Annotated in this window: 16 protein-coding genes and 1 pseudogene; 16 read left to right on the top strand and 1 reads right to left on the bottom strand. The window is 44.9% G+C overall.

Translation table 11 applies throughout. The annotated features are described in order from the left end of the window. Window positions 1-359: 359 nt before the first annotated feature. A complete protein-coding gene (locus HMPREF9969_RS10970) occupies window positions 360-2,054 on the top strand; it encodes a putative transporter (protein ID WP_009435878.1) in 1,695 nt (564 codons plus the stop codon). Between the two features lie 509 nt (window positions 2,055-2,563). Here the strand turns inward: HMPREF9969_RS10970 and HMPREF9969_RS10965 are convergent. Continuing rightward, entirely contained in the window at window positions 2,564-3,292 is a 729-nt protein-coding gene (locus HMPREF9969_RS10965) for an HAD family hydrolase (protein ID WP_036895713.1), read from the bottom strand. Between the two features lie 404 nt (window positions 3,293-3,696). Here HMPREF9969_RS10965 and HMPREF9969_RS10960 point away from each other — a divergent pair, with 404 nt between their 5' ends. The 15 genes and pseudogenes from HMPREF9969_RS10960 (at window position 3,697) to HMPREF9969_RS10885 (ending at window position 23,230) form a co-directional block, all read left to right on the top strand. After that, window positions 3,697-5,238 carry a sulfatase-like hydrolase/transferase gene (locus tag HMPREF9969_RS10960; protein WP_009435932.1) on the top strand — a complete coding sequence of 514 codons (1,542 nt, stop codon included), beginning with the start codon at window positions 3,697-3,699 and terminating at the stop codon, window positions 5,236-5,238. A gap of 374 nt (window positions 5,239-5,612) precedes the next feature. After that, a pseudogene (locus tag HMPREF9969_RS13325) lies at window positions 5,613-8,001 on the top strand (TonB-dependent receptor family protein). Between the two features lie 42 nt (window positions 8,002-8,043). Beyond that, window positions 8,044-11,430, top strand: a complete 3,387-nt coding sequence (locus tag HMPREF9969_RS10945) for a SusC/RagA family TonB-linked outer membrane protein (protein WP_009435882.1) — start codon at window positions 8,044-8,046, stop codon at window positions 11,428-11,430. A 10-nt stretch (window positions 11,431-11,440) separates the two neighbouring features. Then, window positions 11,441-12,967: a RagB/SusD family nutrient uptake outer membrane protein gene (locus HMPREF9969_RS10940; protein ID WP_009435995.1), complete on the top strand. Its 1,527-nt coding sequence runs from the start codon at window positions 11,441-11,443 to the stop codon at window positions 12,965-12,967. Between the two features lie 17 nt (window positions 12,968-12,984). Then, entirely contained in the window at window positions 12,985-13,968 is a 984-nt protein-coding gene (locus tag HMPREF9969_RS10935; protein ID WP_009435911.1) for a putative zinc-binding metallopeptidase, read from the top strand. Beyond that, window positions 13,965-14,996 carry a DUF4302 domain-containing protein gene (locus HMPREF9969_RS10930; RefSeq protein WP_009435942.1) on the top strand — a complete coding sequence of 344 codons (1,032 nt, stop codon included), beginning with the start codon at window positions 13,965-13,967 and terminating at the stop codon, window positions 14,994-14,996. The genes HMPREF9969_RS10935 and HMPREF9969_RS10930 overlap by 4 nt, the downstream gene beginning before the upstream one ends. A 46-nt stretch (window positions 14,997-15,042) precedes the next feature. Further along, on the top strand, window positions 15,043-15,669 hold the full coding sequence (locus HMPREF9969_RS10925; protein WP_009435944.1) for a hypothetical protein: 627 nt from the start codon (window positions 15,043-15,045) through the stop codon (window positions 15,667-15,669). 11 nt (window positions 15,670-15,680) lie between these two features. Next, window positions 15,681-16,877, top strand: coding sequence for a DUF4856 domain-containing protein (locus HMPREF9969_RS10920; protein ID WP_036895706.1), 1,197 nt, complete (start codon window positions 15,681-15,683; stop codon window positions 16,875-16,877). 11 nt (window positions 16,878-16,888) lie between these two features. After that, a complete protein-coding gene (locus HMPREF9969_RS10915) occupies window positions 16,889-18,049 on the top strand; it encodes a fibronectin type III domain-containing protein (RefSeq protein WP_009435977.1) in 1,161 nt (386 codons plus the stop codon). A 6-nt stretch (window positions 18,050-18,055) separates the two neighbouring features. After that, entirely contained in the window at window positions 18,056-18,979 is a 924-nt protein-coding gene (locus HMPREF9969_RS10910; protein WP_009435975.1) for a hypothetical protein, read from the top strand. Window positions 18,980-19,000: 21 nt separating this feature from the next. Beyond that, window positions 19,001-20,377, top strand: coding sequence for a leucine-rich repeat domain-containing protein (locus HMPREF9969_RS10905; RefSeq protein WP_009435844.1), 1,377 nt, complete (start codon window positions 19,001-19,003; stop codon window positions 20,375-20,377). 498 nt (window positions 20,378-20,875) lie between these two features. Then, window positions 20,876-21,706 carry a MotA/TolQ/ExbB proton channel family protein gene (locus HMPREF9969_RS10900; protein ID WP_036895704.1) on the top strand — a complete coding sequence of 277 codons (831 nt, stop codon included), beginning with the start codon at window positions 20,876-20,878 and terminating at the stop codon, window positions 21,704-21,706. After that, entirely contained in the window at window positions 21,703-22,218 is a 516-nt protein-coding gene (locus tag HMPREF9969_RS10895; RefSeq protein WP_009435992.1) for a hypothetical protein, read from the top strand. The genes HMPREF9969_RS10900 and HMPREF9969_RS10895 overlap by 4 nt, the downstream gene beginning before the upstream one ends. Continuing rightward, the gene (locus HMPREF9969_RS10890) at window positions 22,215-22,763 is read left to right on the top strand and encodes an ExbD/TolR family protein (RefSeq protein WP_004381608.1); all 549 of its coding nucleotides are present in this window, start codon (window positions 22,215-22,217) and stop codon (window positions 22,761-22,763) included. Before HMPREF9969_RS10895 ends, HMPREF9969_RS10890 begins: the two co-directional genes overlap by 4 nt. Continuing rightward, on the top strand, window positions 22,760-23,230 hold the full coding sequence (locus HMPREF9969_RS10885) for an ExbD/TolR family protein (RefSeq protein ID WP_009435806.1): 471 nt from the start codon (window positions 22,760-22,762) through the stop codon (window positions 23,228-23,230). The genes HMPREF9969_RS10890 and HMPREF9969_RS10885 overlap by 4 nt, the downstream gene beginning before the upstream one ends. Window positions 23,231-23,311: the final 81 nt, after the last annotated feature.

Raw genomic sequence — 23,311 nt, 5'->3', positions numbered from 1 at the left:
GGAATAGAGGTTATCATATTCTAGAATTAAAGAAACGCCCTTCTCGATTGGAGAAGGGCGTTTCGTCATATCAAAGAGAGCCTCTCCTTACATCAAAGAGATGCCCCCTTCATTTGCAAACTATAGTATTCACGCCCCTCTCCATTCGGAGAGGGGTTGGGGGTGAGGCTTCTTCTAACTTTCTCCCGTTAGGCACTCCTCCCCTTGGGGGAGGCTGGGAGGGGTTGTTCCATTCGGAGAGGGGTTGGGGGTGAGGCTGTAGATGGACGGGGGTGAGGCCTCTCTTTTACCTTTTCTAAGCATTAAATTTGCAGGAGTAAAATATTAAGTCTAACTTTGTAGGCGATATATTAATACTTATGGACTGGTTAATAAATTTATTCCAAACACAAGACTCGGTAGCACACATCGTGTTACTGTATTCTATCGTCATTGCTCTTGGTGTCTACTTAGGTAAGATTAAGATCGGAGGAATATCCCTCGGCGTCACCTTCGTACTCTTTGTTGGCATCCTCGCAGGGCACATTAACTTCACAGGGCCACGCCCAGTATTGAACTTTCTACAAGACTTTGGACTAATACTCTTCGTCTTTATGATTGGTCTACAGGTTGGTCCAGGTTTCTTTGAGAGCTTCGGTAAAGGCGGATTGAAGCTCAATATCCTCTCTTCAGTAGCCATTCTGCTGAACATCTTGATGATGTTTGCATGCTACTACATCTTCTTTGACACCTCAAACAGCAGTAACCTGCCTATGATGGTAGGTACACTTTATGGTGCAGTAACCAACACTCCGGGTCTTGGTGCAGCCACCGAAGCCTTGCATAGTGTGTTCAAAGACAACATGAACTTCGATATTGCCAATGGTTACGCATGCGCTTATCCATTGGGAGTAGTGGGTATCATCGGTGCAACTATCGCTGTTCGCTACATCTGCAAGGTCAATCTTCAAGAGGAGAACGACAAGTTGATGGAGGAAGAAGGTGAGAACCCGAATGCCAAACCACACATTATGTCACTCAAGGTAGCCAACGCTTACATTGCAGGACGTACACTACAAGAGATCTCAGGGTTCCTCAATCGTGACATAGTTTGTACACGTATTAATAAGAAGGGAGACATATCTGTACCTAATAGAGATACCATTCTCGAGTCGGGCGATGAGGTGATTATCGTTTCAGCAGAGGGCGATGCAAAGGCTATCCAGGCTTTCATTGGTCCAGAGATCGAGGTTGATTGGCACGAAGAAGACCAACCCAAGAAGATGGTCAGCAAGCGTATTATCGTCACCAACAGTGCTATGAATGGTAAAACATTGGCTAAGATGCACTTCAGCTCGGTGTATGGTGTGAACGTAACGCGCATTAGTCGTCAGGGAATGGACCTCTTCGCAAGTCGTAACCACCACTTTAATGTGGGCGACCGCATTATGGTTGTGGGTCCAGAAGAGAATGTTAATCGTGTTGCCGAACTAATGGGTAACTCTGAAAAACGTCTAAATACTCCTAACATCGCAACCATCTTTATCGGCATTATCGTGGGCATCCTCTTTGGTAGCTTACCATTGACTATACCACACATGCCCGTTCCTTTGAAGCTCGGTTTGGCTGGTGGTCCATTGATTATAGCCATCCTCATTGGTCGATTTGGCTATCGTATGCACCTCGTAACATATACTACAACCTCCGCAAACATGATGTTACGCGAGTTCGGACTAGCCTTGTTCCTTGCCTCAGTAGGCATTAAGGCGGGTGCAGGTTTCTGGGATACTGTGGTGCAGGGAGACGGTTTGAAGTATGTATATACGGGTTTCCTCATCACGATTGTTCCTATTCTCATCGTTGGAACTATCGCTCGCATGAAGTATAAATTCAACTATTTTACTATCATGGGAATGCTTGCTGGAACCTATACCGACCCACCAGCACTGGCTTACGCCAACTCTATCTGTAATGGTGAAGCCCCTGCCATTGGTTACTCAACGGTATATCCTTTAAGCATGTTCTTGCGTATCTTCACCGCACAAATCATCGTCCTGTTCTTCTGCGGGATGTAGTTAAAACCCCACCCAACCCTATTCGTAGGGAAAGAAGAAGCCTCACCCCCGTCCATCTACAGCCTCACCCCCGTCCCCTCTCCGAATGGAGAGGGGCGTGAATACTGCCATTAGCTTGCAAAGTAATGCTAAACAGGAATAGAGGTAATAATATTTTAGAATTAAAGGAAACGCCCTTCTCCACTTGAGAAGGGCGTTTCGTTGCTATGAGAAGAGCCTCTCCTTGCATCAAAGAAACGCCCTCTTTATTTGCAAACAGTAGTATTCACGCCCCTCTCCATTCGGAGAGGGGTTGGGGGTGAGGCTGTAGATGGTTGGGGGTGAGGCTTCTTCTCCTATTAACGTAGGTGTCTGCTTCAATCCTTGCAATTCTCATCTATAGCCTCTTATGCACATCCCCTCCTTTCGGAGGGGCTTGGGGAGGCTCCCACCCCCACAATTAGAAAGGCCCATAAGAAGGACAATTCATCCAACTTATGAGCCTTTCCTCATTATATACATTATCTAATTCACGAGAGTCTCGATTTATCTATAAACATCGAGGGAGAGCTTAGCCATGGTCCAAGATCAGTAATCCTTGACAATCGGATGAGCCTAGGATGAACATTATGAACCATTGCTTCATCCTTCCAAGAGCCATAATTAGAGATGTAGGCAGCCCATCCTCCAACGTCTAAAACGGGTTCGATATCCGAAGAAAACGAATTGCCCACCATCAATAATTGCTCTGTTCTGACGTTGAAACGCTTGCATAATCTGCGATAAGCGTCCTCTGTCTTGTCCGAAACAACGATGACATCATCGAAGAAAGACCTTAATCCCGATCGTTCCATCTTCTTCTCCTGATCGAGAAGTTCGCCTCGTGTGAACACAACCATGCGATATAACCCCGTTGCACGTAGCTGTTCTAGGCTCGATCGCACTCTATCAAAGGGCTTACCAGGCAATCGCAACAGCTCTTTCCCTATCCCAATTATCTGTTCTATCTCCTCTCCTGTAACCTTTCCTTGGCTTATATAAACTGCATTCTCTACTAGTGAAAGTATGAAAGACTTACTTCCACAACCATAAAGAACATTATTCTCTCTCTCAGTAGACCGAAGAGACCTTGATATCTCATCTGCTTCTGCATACGAAGCAAGGATCTCACAGTACACTTGCTCTACTGAATCGAAGTACGTCTGACTCCCCCATAAGGTGTCATCAGCGTCGAATGCTAGAAGTGTAATCTGTCTCATAAACTCAAACCAACTAATTTGATAATTGTATATCATGAATAGTCTCTTATTTAGGAAATACTTTCCTATGAGACAATGGATAAAAGGTTTGAATTCAGACTGATTGTCTTTTTTCCTTCATAGAAGCCTCCTCTCTTATTCAATCTTTCGATACAAAGATACAAGGTTATCGCTATATTCAAGTATAAAAGCACGTATTTTTCCAACAAAGTGCCGTTATTTCACATTTTTTATATAATCAGCTCCTCTCGAAAAGATTATTTTTATTATAGAAAAAAGCACCTTTTTATTTGAATAACTCAACTTTTTTCCTTTTCTTTGTACAACTTTATCCAACGAAGAACATGGATTGTCTTGCTTGCACGATACTTCATGATGACATATAGAAGATAATTAAAAACCAAATGGAAAAGAAACTTCTTACATTGGTGTTGCTCTCTTCTGCCGTAGGGGCAAGCACTTCTGCGATGGCACAAAAGACTGGGAAACAGGCGGGGAACCCCAATGTTATCATCATCTTAGCCGATGACTTAGGCTATGGAGACCTAGAGTGTTATGGGGCAAAGAACGTTCACACGCCGAATGTCAACCGCTTAGCACAGTCGGGCATACGCTTTACTAATGGTCATGCAGTGGCTGCCACGAGCACTCCCTCACGTTACTCGCTCCTTACGGGGGAGTATGCTTGGCGACGAGAGGGTACGGATGTGGCTCCTGGTAATGCTGGGATGATTATCAAACCGAGCCAGTTTACAATGGCAGATATGTTTAAGAGTCAGGGATATGCTACCTGCGCTATTGGCAAATGGCACTTAGGATTGGGTGATAAAACGGGTGAGCAGGATTGGAATGCACCCTTACCACAGGCGTTAGGCGACATTGGTTTCGATTATCACTACATCATGGCAGCCACTGCGGATCGTGTTCCTTGTGTGTTCATAGAGAATGGGAAGGTGGCAAACTATGACCTCGAGCATCCGATAGAGGTGTCTTATCGAAAGAACTTCGACGGAGAACCAACAGGACGAGACAATCCCGAACTATTGTACAATCAGCATGCAAGCCACGGACATGATATGTCTATTGTCAATGGAATTGGTCGAATCGGTTACATGAAAGGCGGGGGTAAGGCGTTATGGAAGGATGAGAACATAGCAGACTCTATCCTTGTGCATGCCACGCGATTCATAGAACAACATCAGAAAGAGCCGTTCTTTATGTATTTCGCTACCAACGACGTACACGTTCCACGCTTTCCTCATCCCCGATTCAGGGGTCATAACATCATGGGAGTGCGTGGCGATGCCATCGAACAGTTTGATTGGACGGTCGGAGAGTTGCTCCGCAAGCTCAAAGAACTGCACCTTGACGAGAATACCTTGGTGATTCTTACGAGCGACAACGGTCCCGTTGTGGATGATGGATATGCTGATGGAGCTGAGGAACTGCTGCATGGTCATAGCCCAGCAGGGCCTTTCCGTGGGAATAAATACAGTGCTTTCGAGGGAGGAACGGCTATTCCTCTGATTGTGTCATGGGCTAAACAGGTGAAAGGAGGTGAGGTCTCAAGTGCCTTGGTGAGCCAGATTGATTTCCTTTCATCGCTTGGTTCGCTCATTCATGCCACCCTTCCAAAGGGGAGTGCACCGGATAGTAAGGATTATCTCTCAACCTTGCTCGGTCGCAATAAGCAGGGGCGCGATTATGTCATTGGGCTTTCCAGTAATCATGTTCTGTCTGTTCTCACCCACAGATGGCGGTATATCGAACCGAACGATGGTGCTCCGATGATCCAATGGGGGCCAAAGATTGAAACAGGCAATGCACCTTTTCCCCAGCTTTATGATATGCAGGCAGAGAAATACGAAACGCACAACTGCGCTGCCGAACAGCCCGAAGAAGTGTTTAAAATGCAGACGATATTGAGGAAGGAAAGGGCTCGTTGACATTCAAAAATCATAATTTACAAATCAAACTTATGGTTAGGTTGAGTTGAAGAGTAGGCAAATTATTTATTAAGTAAACGAGTTAACAAGTGGACTCGTTTACTTATCAACCTGAAATAAACACTCGTTTACTTATTAATTAGTAATCTATTCAACTTGAAAAACATCTAAAATACTTACAAATAGGTATTGTGGTAAGCGTGTCAACATGCTACCTTTGCACAAAATTTACAAACAATTAGTAAACAACTTGTCTACATGCAGTGGCATGCTAAACTATTAGCTGCTATAAAAGAAGAATCTTCGGATTCTCAACCCAATGCAAGGTTGCTATAAGTTTGATTATCTAAATTATGCTTTATAATACAAAATACATGTTGTCTCTGCTGTTAGTTCTGACTCCACTGAGCGTGTGTGCACAGAAACAAGACAGTCTACAAACAGAGCAAAAGAGTGCTTTAACCGACTCGGTTCATCGTATGACCGAAGTGATTGTACGCTCCAATCAAATGCTGGGGAGCAAGTTTGAAGCTCGTAACCGCACTGGTTCGGCTTATTATATATCTCCCACTGAGATTGTGAAGTTCGGTTACACCGATATTAACCGTATGCTTAAGAGTGTGCCGGGAGTGAATGTTTACGAGGAAGATGGATATGGTCTTCGACCGAACATCAGTCTTCGAGGCACTAAAGCCGAGCGTAGTGAGCGCATCACCTTGATGGAGGATGGTGTGCTGGCAGCCCCTGCTCCCTATGCAGCTCCAGCCGCTTATTACTTTCCGAATGCGGGTCGTATGTACGCCATAGAGGTTTTGAAGGGTAGTAGTCAGGTGCAGTACGGTCCTTTCACGACGGGTGGTGCTATTAATATGGTGTCTACCCCCATTCCTTCCAAGTTCAGTTTGAAGGCGAACGCATCCTATGGTAGCTATAACACATTGAAGTCTTACTTCAGTGTAGGTAATCGCTTCAAGTACACAGGATTCATCATTGAGTATCTACGTTACCAATCGGATGGATTCAGAAAGGACGTCCCGAACGAACGAACAGGATTCAAACGCAATGACATCATAGCCAAGTTTGCTGCCCAGACCAATAATGAGGAAGGGCTCAATCATTTGTTTGAACTGAAGTTCGGGTTTGCCAATGAGACCTCAGATGAGACCTATCTCGGATTGTCCGAACAGGATTTTGCCCTCCGCCCGTACTATCGTTATGCTGGAGCACAGAAGGATAACCTCAAGACGAGACATACCCAATGGGTGGCAACTTACGTCATCGAGTCGTTAAGTAATGATTAAAAAATAACTTGGTACATTTTCGGAGCCGAGGCATCGGTCTTGAGCAGTGTATTCAATTGATGAAAAACTCCAGAAATGGAACTATATGGTTTCATGGAGAGAGAGAAAAAAATACCAAGTTATTTTTTTATCATTACTAAAGAAACTCAAAATAACTACCAACCTATACTATAATTACTTCTTTCGTAACTGGTATAAACTCAACGAAGTAAGGGTGGGGAATACCAAAGATGAACGCCGTTCGATAGATGCAGTATTGGCAGACCCCGAGACAAATAAAGCCTACTTTGATATTGTGACGGGGCAGACCGATTACGTAGGGGAGGCTTTAATGCTGCGTGCCAACCATCGTGTTTATCACTCACGAGGTATTCAGTCGAAGGGAGAATACCGCACAATGCTATGGGACGGATACCTCACTGCCGAGCTTGGATTGCGTTATCATGCTGACAGTGAAGACCGTTTTCAGCAAGACGACGGCTATTCCATGCAAGGAGGACGTATGCAGCTCTTCCTGAAAGGACTTCCTGGAAGCAACGCCAACCGCATTACCACGGCACATGCTTGGGCTGGTTACTGGTTGGCGAAATGGTCGAAAGGAATCGTCACTCTTACTGCCGGCATGCGTTACGAAGACGTTGATCTGTTGAAGAGAGACTACACTAAGGCCGATCCTCGTCGAACAGGAATGGTGCGCATAGAGACTTCTAACCATGCAAGAGCACTATTGCCTGGTATTGGAATAAACGTCAAACTCCTACCTACACTATCGGCTTTCGGCGGTCTTCATAAGGGTTTCGCTCCTCCTAGTGCTACCTTAGATCAGAAGGCAGAAAGCAGTGTTAACGTTGAAGCTGGCTTGCGATACACCACCACAAAGATGAAAGTTGAGGCTATTGTATTCAATAACAACTACTCCAATATGCTTGGGAGTGACCTCGCAGCACAGGGTGGGCAAGGTACACTGGAGCAATTCAATGTGGGTAAGGCACTGGTCAATGGATTAGAGTTCATGTTCCAGTATCAGCCCATCCCGCAACATCTCGCCCTCCGTCTGCCCTTACAACTATCTTACACTTATACCAATACGAAGATGAAAAACGATTTCGTTAGTTCGGCATGGGGACATGTTGTCTATGGAGATGAGATACCTTATATATATAAGCACGCTTTGAACCTACAGATCGGACTTGAGTATAAATGGTTGGAAGCCAACTTTGGAGCACGATATAATGGTGATATGCGCACAACGGCAGGGCAAGGTCGCATTGCAGAAAGGGAAAAGATTCCACATCACCTTATATTAGATGCCTCATTGAAAGGGCGTATCAATAAGCGACTCACCCTCACTTTGAATGCTATCAACCTAACGAATAAACGCTACCTCGTGTCCCGTCATCCTTCAGGATTGCGTGCCGGTCACCCTTTGGGAGTGTATGGAGGATTGCAATTTAAGCTCTGATAGTGTATAAACCATCAATAGTTACAAGCAAAAAGAACAATCATGATAAAAGAGATAAATAGATTTATCAACAAACGAAAAGCTCTGCTGACCCTCATCCTGCTGTTTATGACGCTCACACTGACGGCACAGACAACAGGAACCATCAGTGGAACGGTCAAGAACGAACAGGGCGAAACACTCATCGGAGCCTTTGTGCAGGTTGTAGAAACTAAGCAGAAAGCAGTGAGCGACATGGATGGTCACTTCACTATAAAGGCTTCGCAAGGACAGACCTTACAGGTGAGTTACATCGGAATGACACCTCGGAAGGTAAAAGTGAGCGGTCAGAACCTTACCATCACACTAAAGGCTGATGCGCGACAGATTGATGAAGTCGTCGTAACAGGCTATCAGAACATCCGTAATAGAGTATATACAGGAGCGGCAACATCGGTTAAGATGGATGATATTAAGCTGGAAGGTATTGCCGACGTATCGCGTATGTTGGAAGGACGAGTGCCTGGTTTATCTATTCAGAGCATATCGGGAACCTTCGGATCAGCCCCTCGTATTAATATTCGTGGTGGTGCCTCAATCATCGGAAACGTGCAACCTCTGTATGTCATAGACGGTGCGGTGTATGAAGACTTGGTGCATCTTAGCCTCGACCAACTTGCATCTGGTGATGCTGTGACGCTCATCTCCTCAGCAATATCAGGTTTGAATCCTGCCGACATACAGGATATTCAAGTGTTGAAAGACGCTTCTGCAACATCAGTCTATGGTGCTCGTGCCTTGAACGGAGTAATCGTCATCACCACAAAAGCGGGTAGAAGAGAGTCTCCTCTACGTGTAACTTATTCCACAGAGAACTCCATTCGCCTCAGACCGAGGTACTCCGACTTCGACTTACTGAACTCACAAGAGACCATGTCACTCTATCAGGAGATGAATGATAAGGGCTATTTCGGTGTGACCAAATCGTTATATGGACGGCGAAGTGGCATTTATTACCAGCTATATAAGGCTGTTAGTACCGTCAATCCAGCAACGGGTACTTACTATCTGCCCAATACTCCTGATGCAAAGATGGACTTCCTGCGCAAGAGGGAGTATGCCAATACAGACTGGTTTAAGCTCCTTTTCACGATGAGTCCTACCACTAACCACATGATAACACTGTCGGGTGGTGGCAAGAACACTGCTACTTACGCTTCATTAGGTTTCTATCATGATGCTGGATGGACGATAGCTGATAAGGTAAGTCGCTTTACGGCAAATGTAAAAAACACTTTTTACATTAACGACAAACTGACTGCCACGCTCACAGCACAGGGCAATATCCGTTCGCAAAAAGCACCGGGAACGATGCCGCAACGCAAGAATAACGCCTTAGGAGTGTTTGAACGCGACTTCGATATCAATCCTTTTTCTTACGCTTTAGGTACGAGTAGGACTTTAAGTCCTTATGATGAGGAGGGCAATCTGTCGTATTATCGCAACAACTGGGCACCTTTCAACATCTTAAATGAGTATGCTAATAACAAGATGGATATCGATGTCTTGGACTTCAAGATACAATCCGAAGCAACCTACAGAATCAATCCTGAGCTGGCTTTGAAAGGCTTAGTTGCAGTCAGACATGCCTATACCAATACGACGCATGAGGTACTTGAAGGATCGAATCTCATACAGGCCTTTCGTGCGAACGAGAATCCTTTTGTTGCCAAGGAGAATATCTATTTGGTGCATGATAAGGACAATCCGCAGTTGCAACCGAGGGTAGGTCTGACTCACGGAGGCATTCTCAACAAGACAGAAGCATCCTTAAAGAGTTTCTTGGGACGCATAGCCATCGACTTTGATAAGCGGTTGGGACAACATGACCTAAAGGCTTTTGCCTTCACAGAGTTGCGTTCGGCTATTCGCACAACCAATCCTTTTGAGGGTTATGGTATCCAATACGACCGAGGCAATCAGGTATATACTAACCCCTTGATATTCAATAAGCTCATTGAAGAAGGGAGTAGTTACTTCAGTTACCATAAGCGGAATGACCGCGGAATAACCTTCTCTTTCAATGGTACTTATGGATATGCTGGCAAGTACATATTCAATGTTGTGGTTAATACCGAGGGTTCGAACACATCGGGAAAGGGTGCTCGTGCCTTGTGGTTACCCACTTGGAACATTGGAGGAAAGTGGAACTTAGACCAGGAGGAATGGTTGAAAAACAATCAAACTATCTCTCGTTTGGCTCTAAGAGCTAGTTACGGCTTGACCGCGAAGATGAATGAAGAGGCCATCAATGCTAATGCTGTCTATCGAAGTGGGATAGTGAATCGATTCCAGTTCGGCGATAGAGAGAACAAACTAAACATCTTCCACTTAGAGAACAGAGACCTCACATGGGAGAAGATGTACGAGTTGAACATTGGTATGGAACTAGGTTTATTCAACAACCGAATAAGTACAACACTGGATGTATATCAACGAAATACCTTCGATCTCATCGATCTCATCCGTACATCGGGAGTAGGAGGTGAATATTACAAGTACGCTAACTTTGGTGATATGCGTACGCAAGGTGTGGAACTCGGAGTGCATACGAAGAATATTATCAGTAAAGACTTTCAATGGTCAACAAGCCTCACCTTGAGTGCTATGAACCAAAAGATTACACGCTTACTGAACATTCCTAATGCCTTTGACATGGTCGCTGGGCGAGGCAGAGGGAACATAGTTGGTTACCCAAGAGGCTCTCTCTTTGCCTTTAACTTCCAAGGATTGGATCAGAACGGACTGCCAACTTTCGACTTCGGGCTTTATCCTTCTAATCAAGGAGAGTATGCGAAGAATGCTGGGGCAGACTTCCTTGATACGCAATATGCCAAATCTTACCTCTTATATTATGGACCTATTGAACCGCAGGTGATCGGTGGTTTGTCCAATACTATTAGGTATAAAGACTGGGAACTATCGTTCTTTCTAACCATGCAAGCAGGTAATAAGATCCGACTGAACCCCACTTTCGACCCCGAGTTTGGTGATTTAAACGTCTTCTCAAAGTCTTACTACAATCGATGGCTCAATCCCGGAGACGAGAGAAGGACGGATGTTCCGGTGCTTCCATCGCAAGAGTTGATTGAAAAGGTGGGTAAGGAGAACATAGAAAGGGCGTATAATACTTATAACTACTCGCAGATGATGATAGCAGATGGTAGTTTCGTGCGCATGAAGAACATCTCTTTAGCCTATCATGTACCCAGTGACTTCCTAAAGAAGATGAGGCTGCAAACAATGGATCTACGCCTTAATGTGACCAATCCCTTCCTCCTTTATTCAGACAAGAAACTAAAGGGACAGGATCCAGAGTACTATAAGTCGGGTGGTGTGTCACTACCAACTCCCAAGCAATATACCCTAACATTGAATATAGGTTTCTAACTGAAAGAAGATGAAGAAATACATATCATTACTGCTTTTAGCCGTTAGCTGTCTGCTTGTCGGCTGTAACGACTTCCTCGATAAGAGCCCCGATTCGGACTTGGATGTCGATATTGATTCTGAGAAGAAAGTAGCGGAACTACTTACGGGAGCCTATCCGGAAGCAAGCTATATACCCTTTCTTGAACCTCGAACAGATAATGTGGAGGAACGCACGAATGGGGTTCATACACGATTGAATGAGGCTATGTTCTTCTGGGAAGACTATGATCAAGAGGATTTAGATACGCCTCTCAACTATTGGAATGCGTGCTACAAAGGTATTGCGCAGGCTAACAAAGCATTGGAACTATTAAGTCGTTACCCTAAAACGGAGCGTGTGAAAGCATTGTACGGAGAGGCTTTCTTGTTGAGAGCCTATCTACATTTTATGTTGGTGAATATATGGGCAGAGCCTTATGGAGGTGCTTCGGATAATCCAGGAATACCCTATATCACCAAGCCAGAGAAGCACGCCTTGGTCAATTACGAACGTGGGACCGTAAATGAGGTGTACGATAAGATAGAGAAAGACTTACGCTTAGGTATATCCTTAGTATCGGATAACTATTATACACATCCTAAGTTCCATTTCAATAAGAAAGCCGCTTACGCTTTCGCAACTCGGTTCTATCTCATGAAAGGGGAATGGCAGTCTGTGATTGAGTATGCCGATTATGTCTTAGGGAGTGAACCGAAGAGTCAGCTTCGATCATGGCGTCATTACGCTGATGAAATGGAGTTTTCTCCACAAAACTTATACCATAGGTATATGGCTGCGGATGAACCAGCTAACCTCTTACTAACCACTACCGAGTCACGATGGGCACGTTCAGTGGTGAATGAAAAATATGGTTCTACATTCAACACCATTGATAAGATCTTTGCGCAAAGGGGCATAGAAGGAGGCGGAGATTACGCTAAGATGAATTTCATTGGTACTTATCTCTTCACTTCCTCACCAGCTCCTACGACCACAGGACGATACATGGCTAAGTTTGATGAGTTGGCTAACTCCGAGCAAACAGGCACTAAGCCTCGTGGTATCTATGTGACTAATGCACTCTTCACAGTCGATGAAGTGCTCCTCAACAGGATGGAGGCTTATGCTATGCTAAGGAACTATGACCATGCAATCGATGATTACCTGCAATACATGCAAGGCAAGTTTGGCTTCATGCCATCCGTCGAACGTGCAGTGTACACATCGACTAACAGCAATCGATATAACCTATATTCTCCCTTCTACGGGATGACCTTGAAGCAGCTTGCAATGGTACAACTAATACTCGACTTCCGCCAAAAGGAGTTCTTCCAAGAGGGCTTACGTTGGTTCGACATCCGCCGCTTTCATATTGCAGTAAAGCGTTCGTCGAAGAGCTCCTATTACTTCCCCTTGGAGAAAGATGACCCTCGAAAAGTTCTTCAGATACCAACAGAAGCTATCCAACGAGGGCTTACTCCTAATCCTCGTGAGCGTCAGCAATTGCCAAGATAAGTATGATGAACAAGTAAATGATTAGAAAGATGATAAAGATAAAAGCAATTCTTCTCCTGTTCGCAACCGTCATTCTCGCGGCTTGTAGTAGTGAGAAACTAAATGAGACAAGCGTCATTGACGAAGGGAGAAAGCAGATAGCAACCACCGAACTGGATAAGTGGATTCTTGAGAATATCACAATCCCTTATGGAATAGAGGTGGTCTATCGATGGGAAAAGAACGCTGGTTCTACTGGCTCTTACATATATCCTCCAAAGCTGGAGAACGTTCGTAAGGTGCTTGAAGCAGTACGAGTAATGGGCTTGGAGACCTATCGCCTCAAGGAGACGGGTGGGGAAGAACTATTGCTCGGGAGGCTCCCTATCAAGTTATATCTATATGGAGGAGGGAATCCAGATACGCATGGTGTGGAGCGACTTAACAATCCGCAACTCACTGCGAAAGAGATGTGTATCTATCATGTAGACGATTTCAACCCTGCAGATAAGGATAAGGTCTTTGTCCTTATGCGCAGTGTTCACCATCAATTAGCCAAGTGCTTAATGCTACACATTGCCTATGATCGTGACAAATTCTCGATGATCAGTAAACAACGATACACTGGTTCTACAGAGTCTCTGGCTGCTCCTTTAAGCTATGCACGCACTGGCAAGGAACGTTTTGGGCTCGACTCCTATGCCAATAAACGTGGTTTTTATACGATGTTAGGCTTTCTCTCTCCTGAAGATGACTTTGCCGAAATCATCAGTGCCACGCTTACCAGTACGCCTAAGGAGGTTTATGACGCATCAATCACAGCCCAAACTCCCGACACAGACATCGATCCCGAGGTAAATGCCCGATATGCAGAAGAGGCGAAGCAAGCCTATAAGGAGTTTACTGAGAAACAGTCGTTTGTAACCGAATATGTACTCAAGTCGTGGCATATAAACCTAAAGCAAATGCAAGTAATAAGCATCAGAAGAATCAATGCTTACGTCAAACAACACCAGAGATGAATAACAATAAGATGAAATACTATCTATTAGCAATGGTGCTCCTCTTGGTTGCCTGCACCAGTAATGACGATGTTTTCGATAAGAGTCCAGCACAACGCAATAGTGAGAGTATTGCTAATTTGAAAAGAGAACTCGTCGAAGCACCCTACGGATGGCGTGTCCTTTATTTCCCAAAGACCGACTCCTTGCTCTTTTCCAACCCTTCAGAACTGATTTCACAACAGGCTTTCAGGGGACGATATGGCTATGGAGGCGACTGTTACACAATGCAGTTTAAGGATGATAACACGGTTGTAATGCGTGCTGACTATACCGAGCAGACTGCTACACAACCAATGACAAGCGAGTATCTTATTGGTAGGAACAGTTTCACCCAACTGACTTTCTCCACTTATAATTATATCCATCAACTAGTGAACGACCGCTTTGAAGGGTCGTCAGACTTCCTTTTCATGGGGCGAAATGAGGATGGAGATTTAGTTTTCCGCACGGCTTCCTATCTTCAACCTGCACGTGAGTACATCGTCTTTTCGAAGTTGAAAGCACCAGAGGAAACAACCTCCTTCGTGCAAAAAGCGTATGAGAATCGGACGTTCTTTGAGCGTATGACGAACCCACAACTGCGTATCCATCGTGGTGGGCGCACGTTCTTTCAAAGTGACATATACATCAAACGCAATGTAGAGACTAATCAAGCTCTATTGAAGGAGATTGTTGCGAAGCGCTATTATCTCTTCCTTTTCACACAGAAGAAGAACCCTATTCCGGGCTATCCAGCCAAAGAGATGACAGGATTAGGCTCTGGTTATGCAGGCACAGAACAGGGTATTACCTTCCGAGCTGGGCTTCGTTATGATAGTAAAACGATGTTTTTCGACTTCCAACGACAGGGCGATCGCTTTGTTGCTGAGCTTGTTTCGGTGTACGATCCACTATTGCGTACCACCCGACTGGTCAGTAAGCACCTCCATCCCGAAGGTGAGTTTACAGGCTTGGAAGCCGAAATCTGGGATGCGCCCACCGAATAATTCAGCAATAGAAGATAGGTAAATACATTCAATAAGACAATCAACTATGGTGAAAAAACTGATTCCTTATATATTAATAGGTGTGCTGCTCCTTACTACGGGTTGCACAAGAAGTAGTGAAGAATATGCCGAGGAGGACTACGAGAAACTATTTCCTTTCAAAGGAATAGATAAGCCGAAGCTCTCTTACGAAGATCAGGTTATACAGCTCGGGAACCCCGATGCACCTGTTACTGATTATGTGTATCCCGGTGTAGACATCACCGATAACGTAAGAGACTACACCGTTACGCTCACGTGTTCCTATACAGAGGTGGACCTTTTGGGGCAACTCGTGGCAGATAACGACATCTCTTCTCGATACACCGTAAGGTACATTTCGCCCGATAAACAGCTGCATGTCATAGCAAGCAATCGCCGAGATGAAACTGCAACAACCTTCCTGACCAATGGAAAGGAGTATACGATCACCTTCACTGCACACTCTGGTTATCCTATGTATATCTGTGTGAATGGTGTCGGTCCACGTGGTTCTTCTATCAAGGCAACCATCTCTGCTGTATCAGAAGATGGACTTACTATCGTGAAACCACTCACTGTCAACCAGCATCAAAACGAAGAGGGAATCGACAAGATAAAGTCTCCTTTCTGTGGTTATATTATCCTTCCATAATAGAGAAAATGATGAAGAAGAATCCAATCAATTATATCTTATTATTCTTATTACCGCTCTGCTGCCTCGCTTGTAACCAATGGGAAGGAGAGACGGTAGAGTCGGCTTATCGTGAACCAACTATCCCCGACCCTGTCTATCAGTTTAAACGTAATGGTGCAAGTAGCGTTGATTACTTGGAGTGTAGTTTGTTACGTGACCCCATGGACTATATCTATAACAGCTATTTAAAGATAGCGGCTATCATGTATCCAGCCAACATGACGAAGGTACAAGACTATTTTCAGAATGGCGAATTTGGCTTAAAACCAATGGAGGAAGTGGCTGCTTCGTCCTTACACAAGGCTGACCGCAACCGCATATTGGCTGATATTAACGACATCTTCACCACTACGGGCAAGTTAAGTGGACTATCACAACCGAGTCCGGGAACGGCTCGTAATCATCGTGCAGCACGAGGAGAAGCAGGCTATGTGGGTACGAATATTGGTGATGTCAACATCGCTTTTGTTAATGAGAAAGGGCTTGTTGTGGCGGAGATGTTTAATGGTATCGTATGGGGAGGAGTGTATCTTGACAAGGTACTGAACGTACACCTCAATGACAGTTTATATACAGACAGCCGTCTACGACACGACCATGAGCAAACAAAACTACTGCCCGGTCGTAATTACACAGAGCTTGAACACCATTGGGACTTGGCTTATGGCTATTATCAATATTGGTTACCTGTGATCCAAACAAGCAGTTTGCCCGTGCTACGGGAGAGTCGCATTAAGATTTACAACGCCTTTGCACGAGGTCGATTGGCACTCACGGAATATCGTTATGACGATGTTCACGAACAGTTACAACTGATTAGGAGTGAGTTATCAAAGGTCGCTGCCGTACAAGCCATGACCTTCCTTGTGGGTGAGATAACACGTGTCAATCTTGATGAGGATGCCCAGAATGCCCTCGTTTTCTTGTCTCGTGGCTGTGGAGCAATATATGGTTTGCAGTTCACGGTGCAGTCTTCTGGCAAGCCCCACCTTAGTTATGACGAGGTGAAACAATATATCAATCAGCTCACAGCCGATGGCGGACTATGGGATACTCAACGTCTCTTAGCACCGGAAAGCACCGAAGGTTCGCTACGCAATATTGCTTCGGCAATAGGCAAACACTATGGCTTGACGCTGGCAGACATCAATCAATTTAATCAATAAATACGCATTCTATGACAAATAAAATCTATCTCTTTCTGTTCTGCCTATTGTCCTTCTCTTATACAGCAAAGGGACAAGTGGGACAAGAACTGATACTCAATGGAGGATTTGAAGACTATCCTCCAGAAACGATGCAACCAAGTGATGATGAGGAAGAAGGCGAGGAACAGGACCCTAACTATTATGATCCTTACCTCAAACCACGCTATTGGTACTTCAATTCCTCATTGGCTTACTCAAGGACAAAAGATGCCCATAACGGCACCTATGCTATAAAACTCTATCCCAATGGAGGCTCTTTCTTCTCACGCGACAAGGAGTTTAATCCTTATCACATCGTGGTAGAACCGGGTGCTGAATATCAACTTACTTATTGGTACAAAGGCTCTTTGAAACGTCCAAACATTACCGTTACGGTGGACTGGTATCGTGACTTAACATCCATAAAAAAGGATACGCGCGAGAAAGAAAAGGTTCGGAAGTTTACGAATCAATGGCAGATGATGACCATAACTGTCAAAGCGCCGGCAGGAGTGAATCGTGCTGGTGTGGGCTTGTATATCGAGAATGACTATGAGTCGGCAGAGTCTGGTGGATTCGTTCTCATCGATGATGTCTCCTTTAAAATGACGAAGAAAGGAACGGTGACACCCACCTTGGAGGCTCCTTCTAACCTCGTTGTCCGCCCGCAACAACGTGAGGTTGAACTTTCATGGAAGCCTGTTGCTGATGCTGACGTGCGTTATCAGGTGTTGAAGAATGGACAGGTAATTGCCACGACAACGTCTACCTCCTTTGTTGTTGAGGCTCTCGAGCCGGGCAGTTCCTATCAGTTTAGCGTGAAGACTGTCAAAGGTTCGGAGCAATCGAAGCCCACAGACCCTATCACCGAACAAACGCAACGCATGAACATGGGCGTTGAAGAGGAAGGACGCATACCTTATTTATATAAGGTGAGTGAGGCTGGAACCTGTCCTCGAAGCCTACCGCTTTATTATCACGACTTGGCTAATCCGAATGCAGCTATCACTTATCAAGTGGACGGCACACCGGTTACGCCAGTCGAAGGAAAGATTGTTTTTCCCTCAAAAGGGCAGCATCTTCTACAAATAGAGATTGTGGAGACGCCTGAAAGAAAGTGGGAGATTGAATATAAACTGATGGTAGATTAAGACGTTATGAGACAAAAGTTATATCTTATCTTACTCTTCGCTTGCAGCATTCTCTTTGTTGCTTGCGACAAAGACAATAGTCCTGAAGCAAAGGACATACAGCTTAATGGGGAGACACCGAACGAGGTTGCACTCACGAAACTATCCACACGTATGTTCCTCCTAACGGGTGGCACGGGGAAATATATCGCTTATGTTGCCGATTCAAAGGTTGCTGGTGTGAACATCAGTAAGGACACTTTGCGTGTAAATGGTATCTGGGAAGGTACGACCTATGCGACTATCATCTCTGGAGATAAGCGTCAGCGTATTGACATCCATGTGGTTGCTCCGGAAATCAGTATCAGTCAGTCGGAGATCAGACTCTTCCCTCGTGACGAGAGCAAGTTCGTTAGTTTGAACGGAGGAGGTGATATTGTCGACTTGAAAGTGGATGATCCAGACAAGGTGATGAGCGTTAAATGGAATGCAAAAACCAATATCTTGGAGATTCAAGCACACTATGAAGGGGAGGCAAAGATACGTGTTATCTCGCAAGACAAGCAAGAGAAAACATTGAAAGTGACGGTGCGTTGTGAGGGAACAGCCTCTCGTGTGGGCGTTTATGGCACCACTTCGCACAGCCTTTATGCGCAGATGAACACGGTGATGGCGGTTCGCCGACCGGGAGTAGGCGTTTGGCTCTGCAATGGAGCACGCCCTTATTCGTCGAAGAAGGTCGTTAAGATTACGCCAGCCATCGTCAACCCAGTTGTTGGAACACGTATTCCAGTCTCGCTCTCTATGCTTTATCCCGATGAATTTAGTAGTAGTGGACTAAAAGAGGGAGCACAACAATTATATGTGGAAGAGGTTCGGGAGAAGGATGTTGTACTACGAGGTCGTGGCTACAAGTTCGTTATCCCTTATGAAAAAAGTGATATTTATTAATAAAAAAACAATCAGTAACAAATGAAAGTCTTTACATCAAAGAAAGTATTAACCGTAATTGCACTTGTATGTGCGTGTTTCACGGCTCATGCTCAGGAGTCATTAACAGTGATAACAGAGGCTGGGAAACTCGCAACTCACATCCCAGAGGCTAAGAAGTATCAGATAACTGACTTGAAGGTGACGGGAGAAATCAATGGAACCGACATCCTGCTCCTCCGCCAAATGGCTGGTAAAGGACTCCAGGTGAGCGATAAGACGGAGGGAAAACTCACCTCTCTTGACCTCTCGGAAGTACGTATTGTTGAAGGAGGTGATAACTATTGTGCGATAAAGCAAGGGCTATCCACCAAATATTATACGCCTACCAAAAAAGATGCTATACCCCCTTATATGTTCTATAGGCTCAATCAACTTACTAAGATCCAACTCCCTATTTCGATAAAGAAAATAGACAAATTTGCTCTGACGGGTTGTACAGCTTTGACGGAATGTGCCATCCCTGAGAATGTAACAAGCATTGGGGATTATGCTTTCGCATCGTGTGAAAAGCTCACAACTATGACCTTCCCGTCTGCTTTGGAAGAGATTGGTGCGCATGTATTTGAGGGTTGTTCAGCCCTTACCACGCTTTCCGAGTTCCCCCAGACATTGACAGATATAGGAGAGAATGCCTTTTATAAGACTGCTGTGACTGCATTCTCTGTATCAGAGGAAAGCGAAGATTATGCTGCTGTTGATGGTGTTCTTTATAATAAAGAGCTGACTTCTCTCATAGCTTACCCTACTGGTAGCACCTCAACTACTATACAGTTTCCTACAGAGATAGCCGATATAGAAGCAAACGCCTTCGCCTATGCTAGGAACCTAAAGAGCATTGTCTTGCCCGAAGGACTTACCAACATTGGAGAGAGCGCATTTGCTTACTCGGGTCTAACTCATATAACATCTCTTGCCTCAGGGTTATCTATAAAGGAGCAAGCCTTTACTGGTTGTGCGGACTTAGTAAGCGTCAACTTCAAGGGAGCTGTCTCTGGTATCGATAATAAAGCATTCTTTGGTGCGAATAAGTTAGCCGTAGTTCATTTCGCAGGTACGGGTATCCCGGAGTTCGGAGCGTCAGTCTTTACTGCTTTCCGCACGCAACTCTCCATCTTTGTACCTGCTGAGGTAATAACGAGATTCAAGGATGCTCTGGTGAAGAACAGCGTTGTCTTGGGCAGTCGATACGATGTACTCGATATTACGACATCGGATATTAAGACAGCAAATCAGCTTTACAATGCCTCTGAATCAGTACGTTATGACTTGAATGGCAACCGCCTCTCTGCACCAGCAAAGGGTATTAACATCCTCAAGCTATCGAATGGTAAAGTTATCAAGAGGGTGGAGAAGTAGAAGGAAACAGCCTCACCCCCAACCCCTCTCCGAATGGAGAGGGGCGTGAATACTATTGTTTGCAAATAAAGGGGGCGTCTCTTTGATGCAAGGAGAGGCTCTTTTCGACATAAGGAAACGCCCTCTTCAAATCGAGAAGGGCGTTTCTTTAATTCTAGAATATTATTACCTCTATTCCCGCTAACCATCCTCTCCCATCCTACTAGTAGTTTTCACTCCCCTCTCCATTCGGAGAGGGGACGGGGGTGAGGCTGTATATGGTTAGGGGTAAGGCTGTTTGTTGAATAAAAGAAGCACTTTCTGGGAACATATCCCCTCCCTTCGGAGGGGCTTGGGGAGGCTTCCCTTTAGGAACTCTGTCCCCTTTCAACAACTGAAGTAATCATAATTTTAAATCATGGATTACGCATTTTGAATTATTTTCTATACCTTTGCGATGTTAAAAATAGGGCGATGTTGCCCTTATCAATCAATTTGAACCATAAGTGGTTATCAATTATGAAGAATTTATTTGCAGCTTTTGCAATGCTAATGGTTATGTCATTTACGAGCGTAACCATCGTGTCAGCACAAACATCCAGTAGTCCTGCTCCAACTGCAACAGCCGTTGCGTCAGCCGATACTTTATCAGATGATGCATTGAACGATACCGGTGTTGCCGATACAAGTAAGGTGCAGTCTCTACAACAGCCAACAGGTTTCCACCAGTCGTTGAAACGTAAGTTTATCGAGGGAAATGCGGGCTTTATGTCCCTTGTTGCACTAGCGTTAGTATTGGGATTAGCCTTTTGTATTGAGCGAATCATCTATCTTAGTTTGTCGGAGATAGACGCTAAACGATTCGTTGGTAAGCTAGAGGATATGATAGAGGCAGGCGATATCGAAGGGGCAAAAACACTCAGTCGTGACACGCGCGGACCGGTTGCGTCAATCTGTTATCAGGGTTTACTTCGTATTGACGATTCGATTGATAACATCGAACGAAGCGTTACTTCTTATGGTAGTGTGCAGAGTGCTAACCTTGAAAAGGGCTGTTCGTGGATTACACTCTTCATCGCTATGGCACCGTCACTGGGCTTCCTTGGAACCGTGATTGGTATGGTGATGGCATTCGATCAGATACAAGAAGCGGGCGACATCAGCCCTACCATCGTTGCAGCAGGTATGAAGGTAGCGTTGATCACCACGATTTTTGGTATCATCGTAGCCCTTGTTTTGCAGGTATTTTATAACTATATTCTATCGAAGATAGAGCACATCACAGCCCAAATGGAGGAGTCGGCTATCTCCTTACTAGACGCTATTATGAAGTATAAACTCAAGAGATGAAGAAGATAAAAGGTTTTAGAAAGAAGGATGAGGAGCGTATTTCGCAACGGATTCTCTATGTTATTGTTGCACTGACAGCCGTTGTCTTCATGGCATTCTACCTTGTTGGATTCAACGAACCATTGGCTAGTGACCCTGCATTTAATGCCCCTTTGCTAACCGATGTGTTGATTGGTTTCATGTGGGTCTTGCTTGTTCTTGCTGTCGTGGCAGCCTTAGTAGCAATGGTGAAGGGACTTCGCATGAGCAATCAAGATGAGGGATTAAGCAACGGCATACCGTCTCGGAAGATTGCATATAGCACCTACGGCATTACGATTCTACTCCTTGTTTTGTCTTTCGCATTGGGTTCTTCGAAGGCAATGATGGTCAACGGAGCACACTTCACAGATGCTTTTTGGTTGCGTGTAACCGATATGTTCGTCAACACCTCATTGTCACTTCTGGTCATAGCAGCTGGTGTTGTGATCTTTGGAGCAACCCGTTATTATAGAAAGGAACACCAGAAATGATGCGATTTAGGCGTGAAAAGAAACGCACAGTACCGAGCTTGAACACTACATCAACAGCCGACATCTCATTCATGTTGTTGATCCTCTTCCTCGTAGCCTCATCTATGGACCTCGACAAAGGGATCTCCCGTCAGTTGCCACCGATGGATAAGACGCAGAAACAAGCAACTGCCATTGATGGTAAGAAACTGATGCGTATTGCGATAGAGGACGATAATAAGGTGCAGTTGGAGGGGAAGGCTATAGCCGTGGGGACGCTCCATCAGCGTGTACAACAGTTTGTTGAGACGAACGGAAAGGCGCACATGATACAACTGCAGACCTCCCGTAAGGCTTCGTATGACGTCTATGTGCAGGTGCAAAACCAATTAGTTGAGGCTTATAACACCCTTCGCAATGCTCGTTCGGAGGAGTTATTTGGAAAGGAATTTGAACTTTGTAGTCATGAACAACAGGCTCAAATCATGGACGAGATACCGCTAAGAATATCCGAAGTATATGCTATTCCTGCAACAGGAAAAGCCGGGAAAGGAGGTACGGAATGAGACTTTACAGACGTCGTAACCACGATATTCCAGCATTGAACACCGCTTCTTTGCCTGATCTTATCTTCTCCATCCTCTTCTTCTTCATGTTAGTTGTACACATGCGAAAGGCTACTGTACATGTAAAATACCAAGTGCCGTCAGCAACGCAGCTATCTCGACTGGACAATAAATCGCTCGTTCAACATATATATATAGGTCGACCGATGGACGAAACAGGCAAGGTAACAAGCCAAACACCCGTTGTGCAGATGAATGATAAGGTCACCAACATTCCCGAGATACGCAATTATCTCATCCATCTGGTTGCCTCCTTGCCTCCAGAAGAGCGTAAGCAGTTAAGCGTGAGCATAAAGGCTGACCGTCATGTAGACATGGGTTTGATCATTGACCTTAAGCAAGCTCTGCGTGAAGCAAACATCCTCAATGTCAATTTCTCAGCCACTATGAGCCATAAAAAAGGGTAGGAATAAGCACTGTTAGTTGTGGATTGTTACGAAAGAAGACTTTTTTCTTTGCGGATTAAAGGCTTTTTTGTATCTTTGCAG

Origin of the sequence: Prevotella sp. oral taxon 306 str. F0472, assembly GCF_000257925.1 — a bacterium.
In the GTDB taxonomy this organism is placed as follows: Bacteria; Bacteroidota; Bacteroidia; order Bacteroidales; family Bacteroidaceae; genus Prevotella; species Prevotella vespertina.
This window is presented reverse-complemented; position numbering and strand designations above follow the sequence as displayed.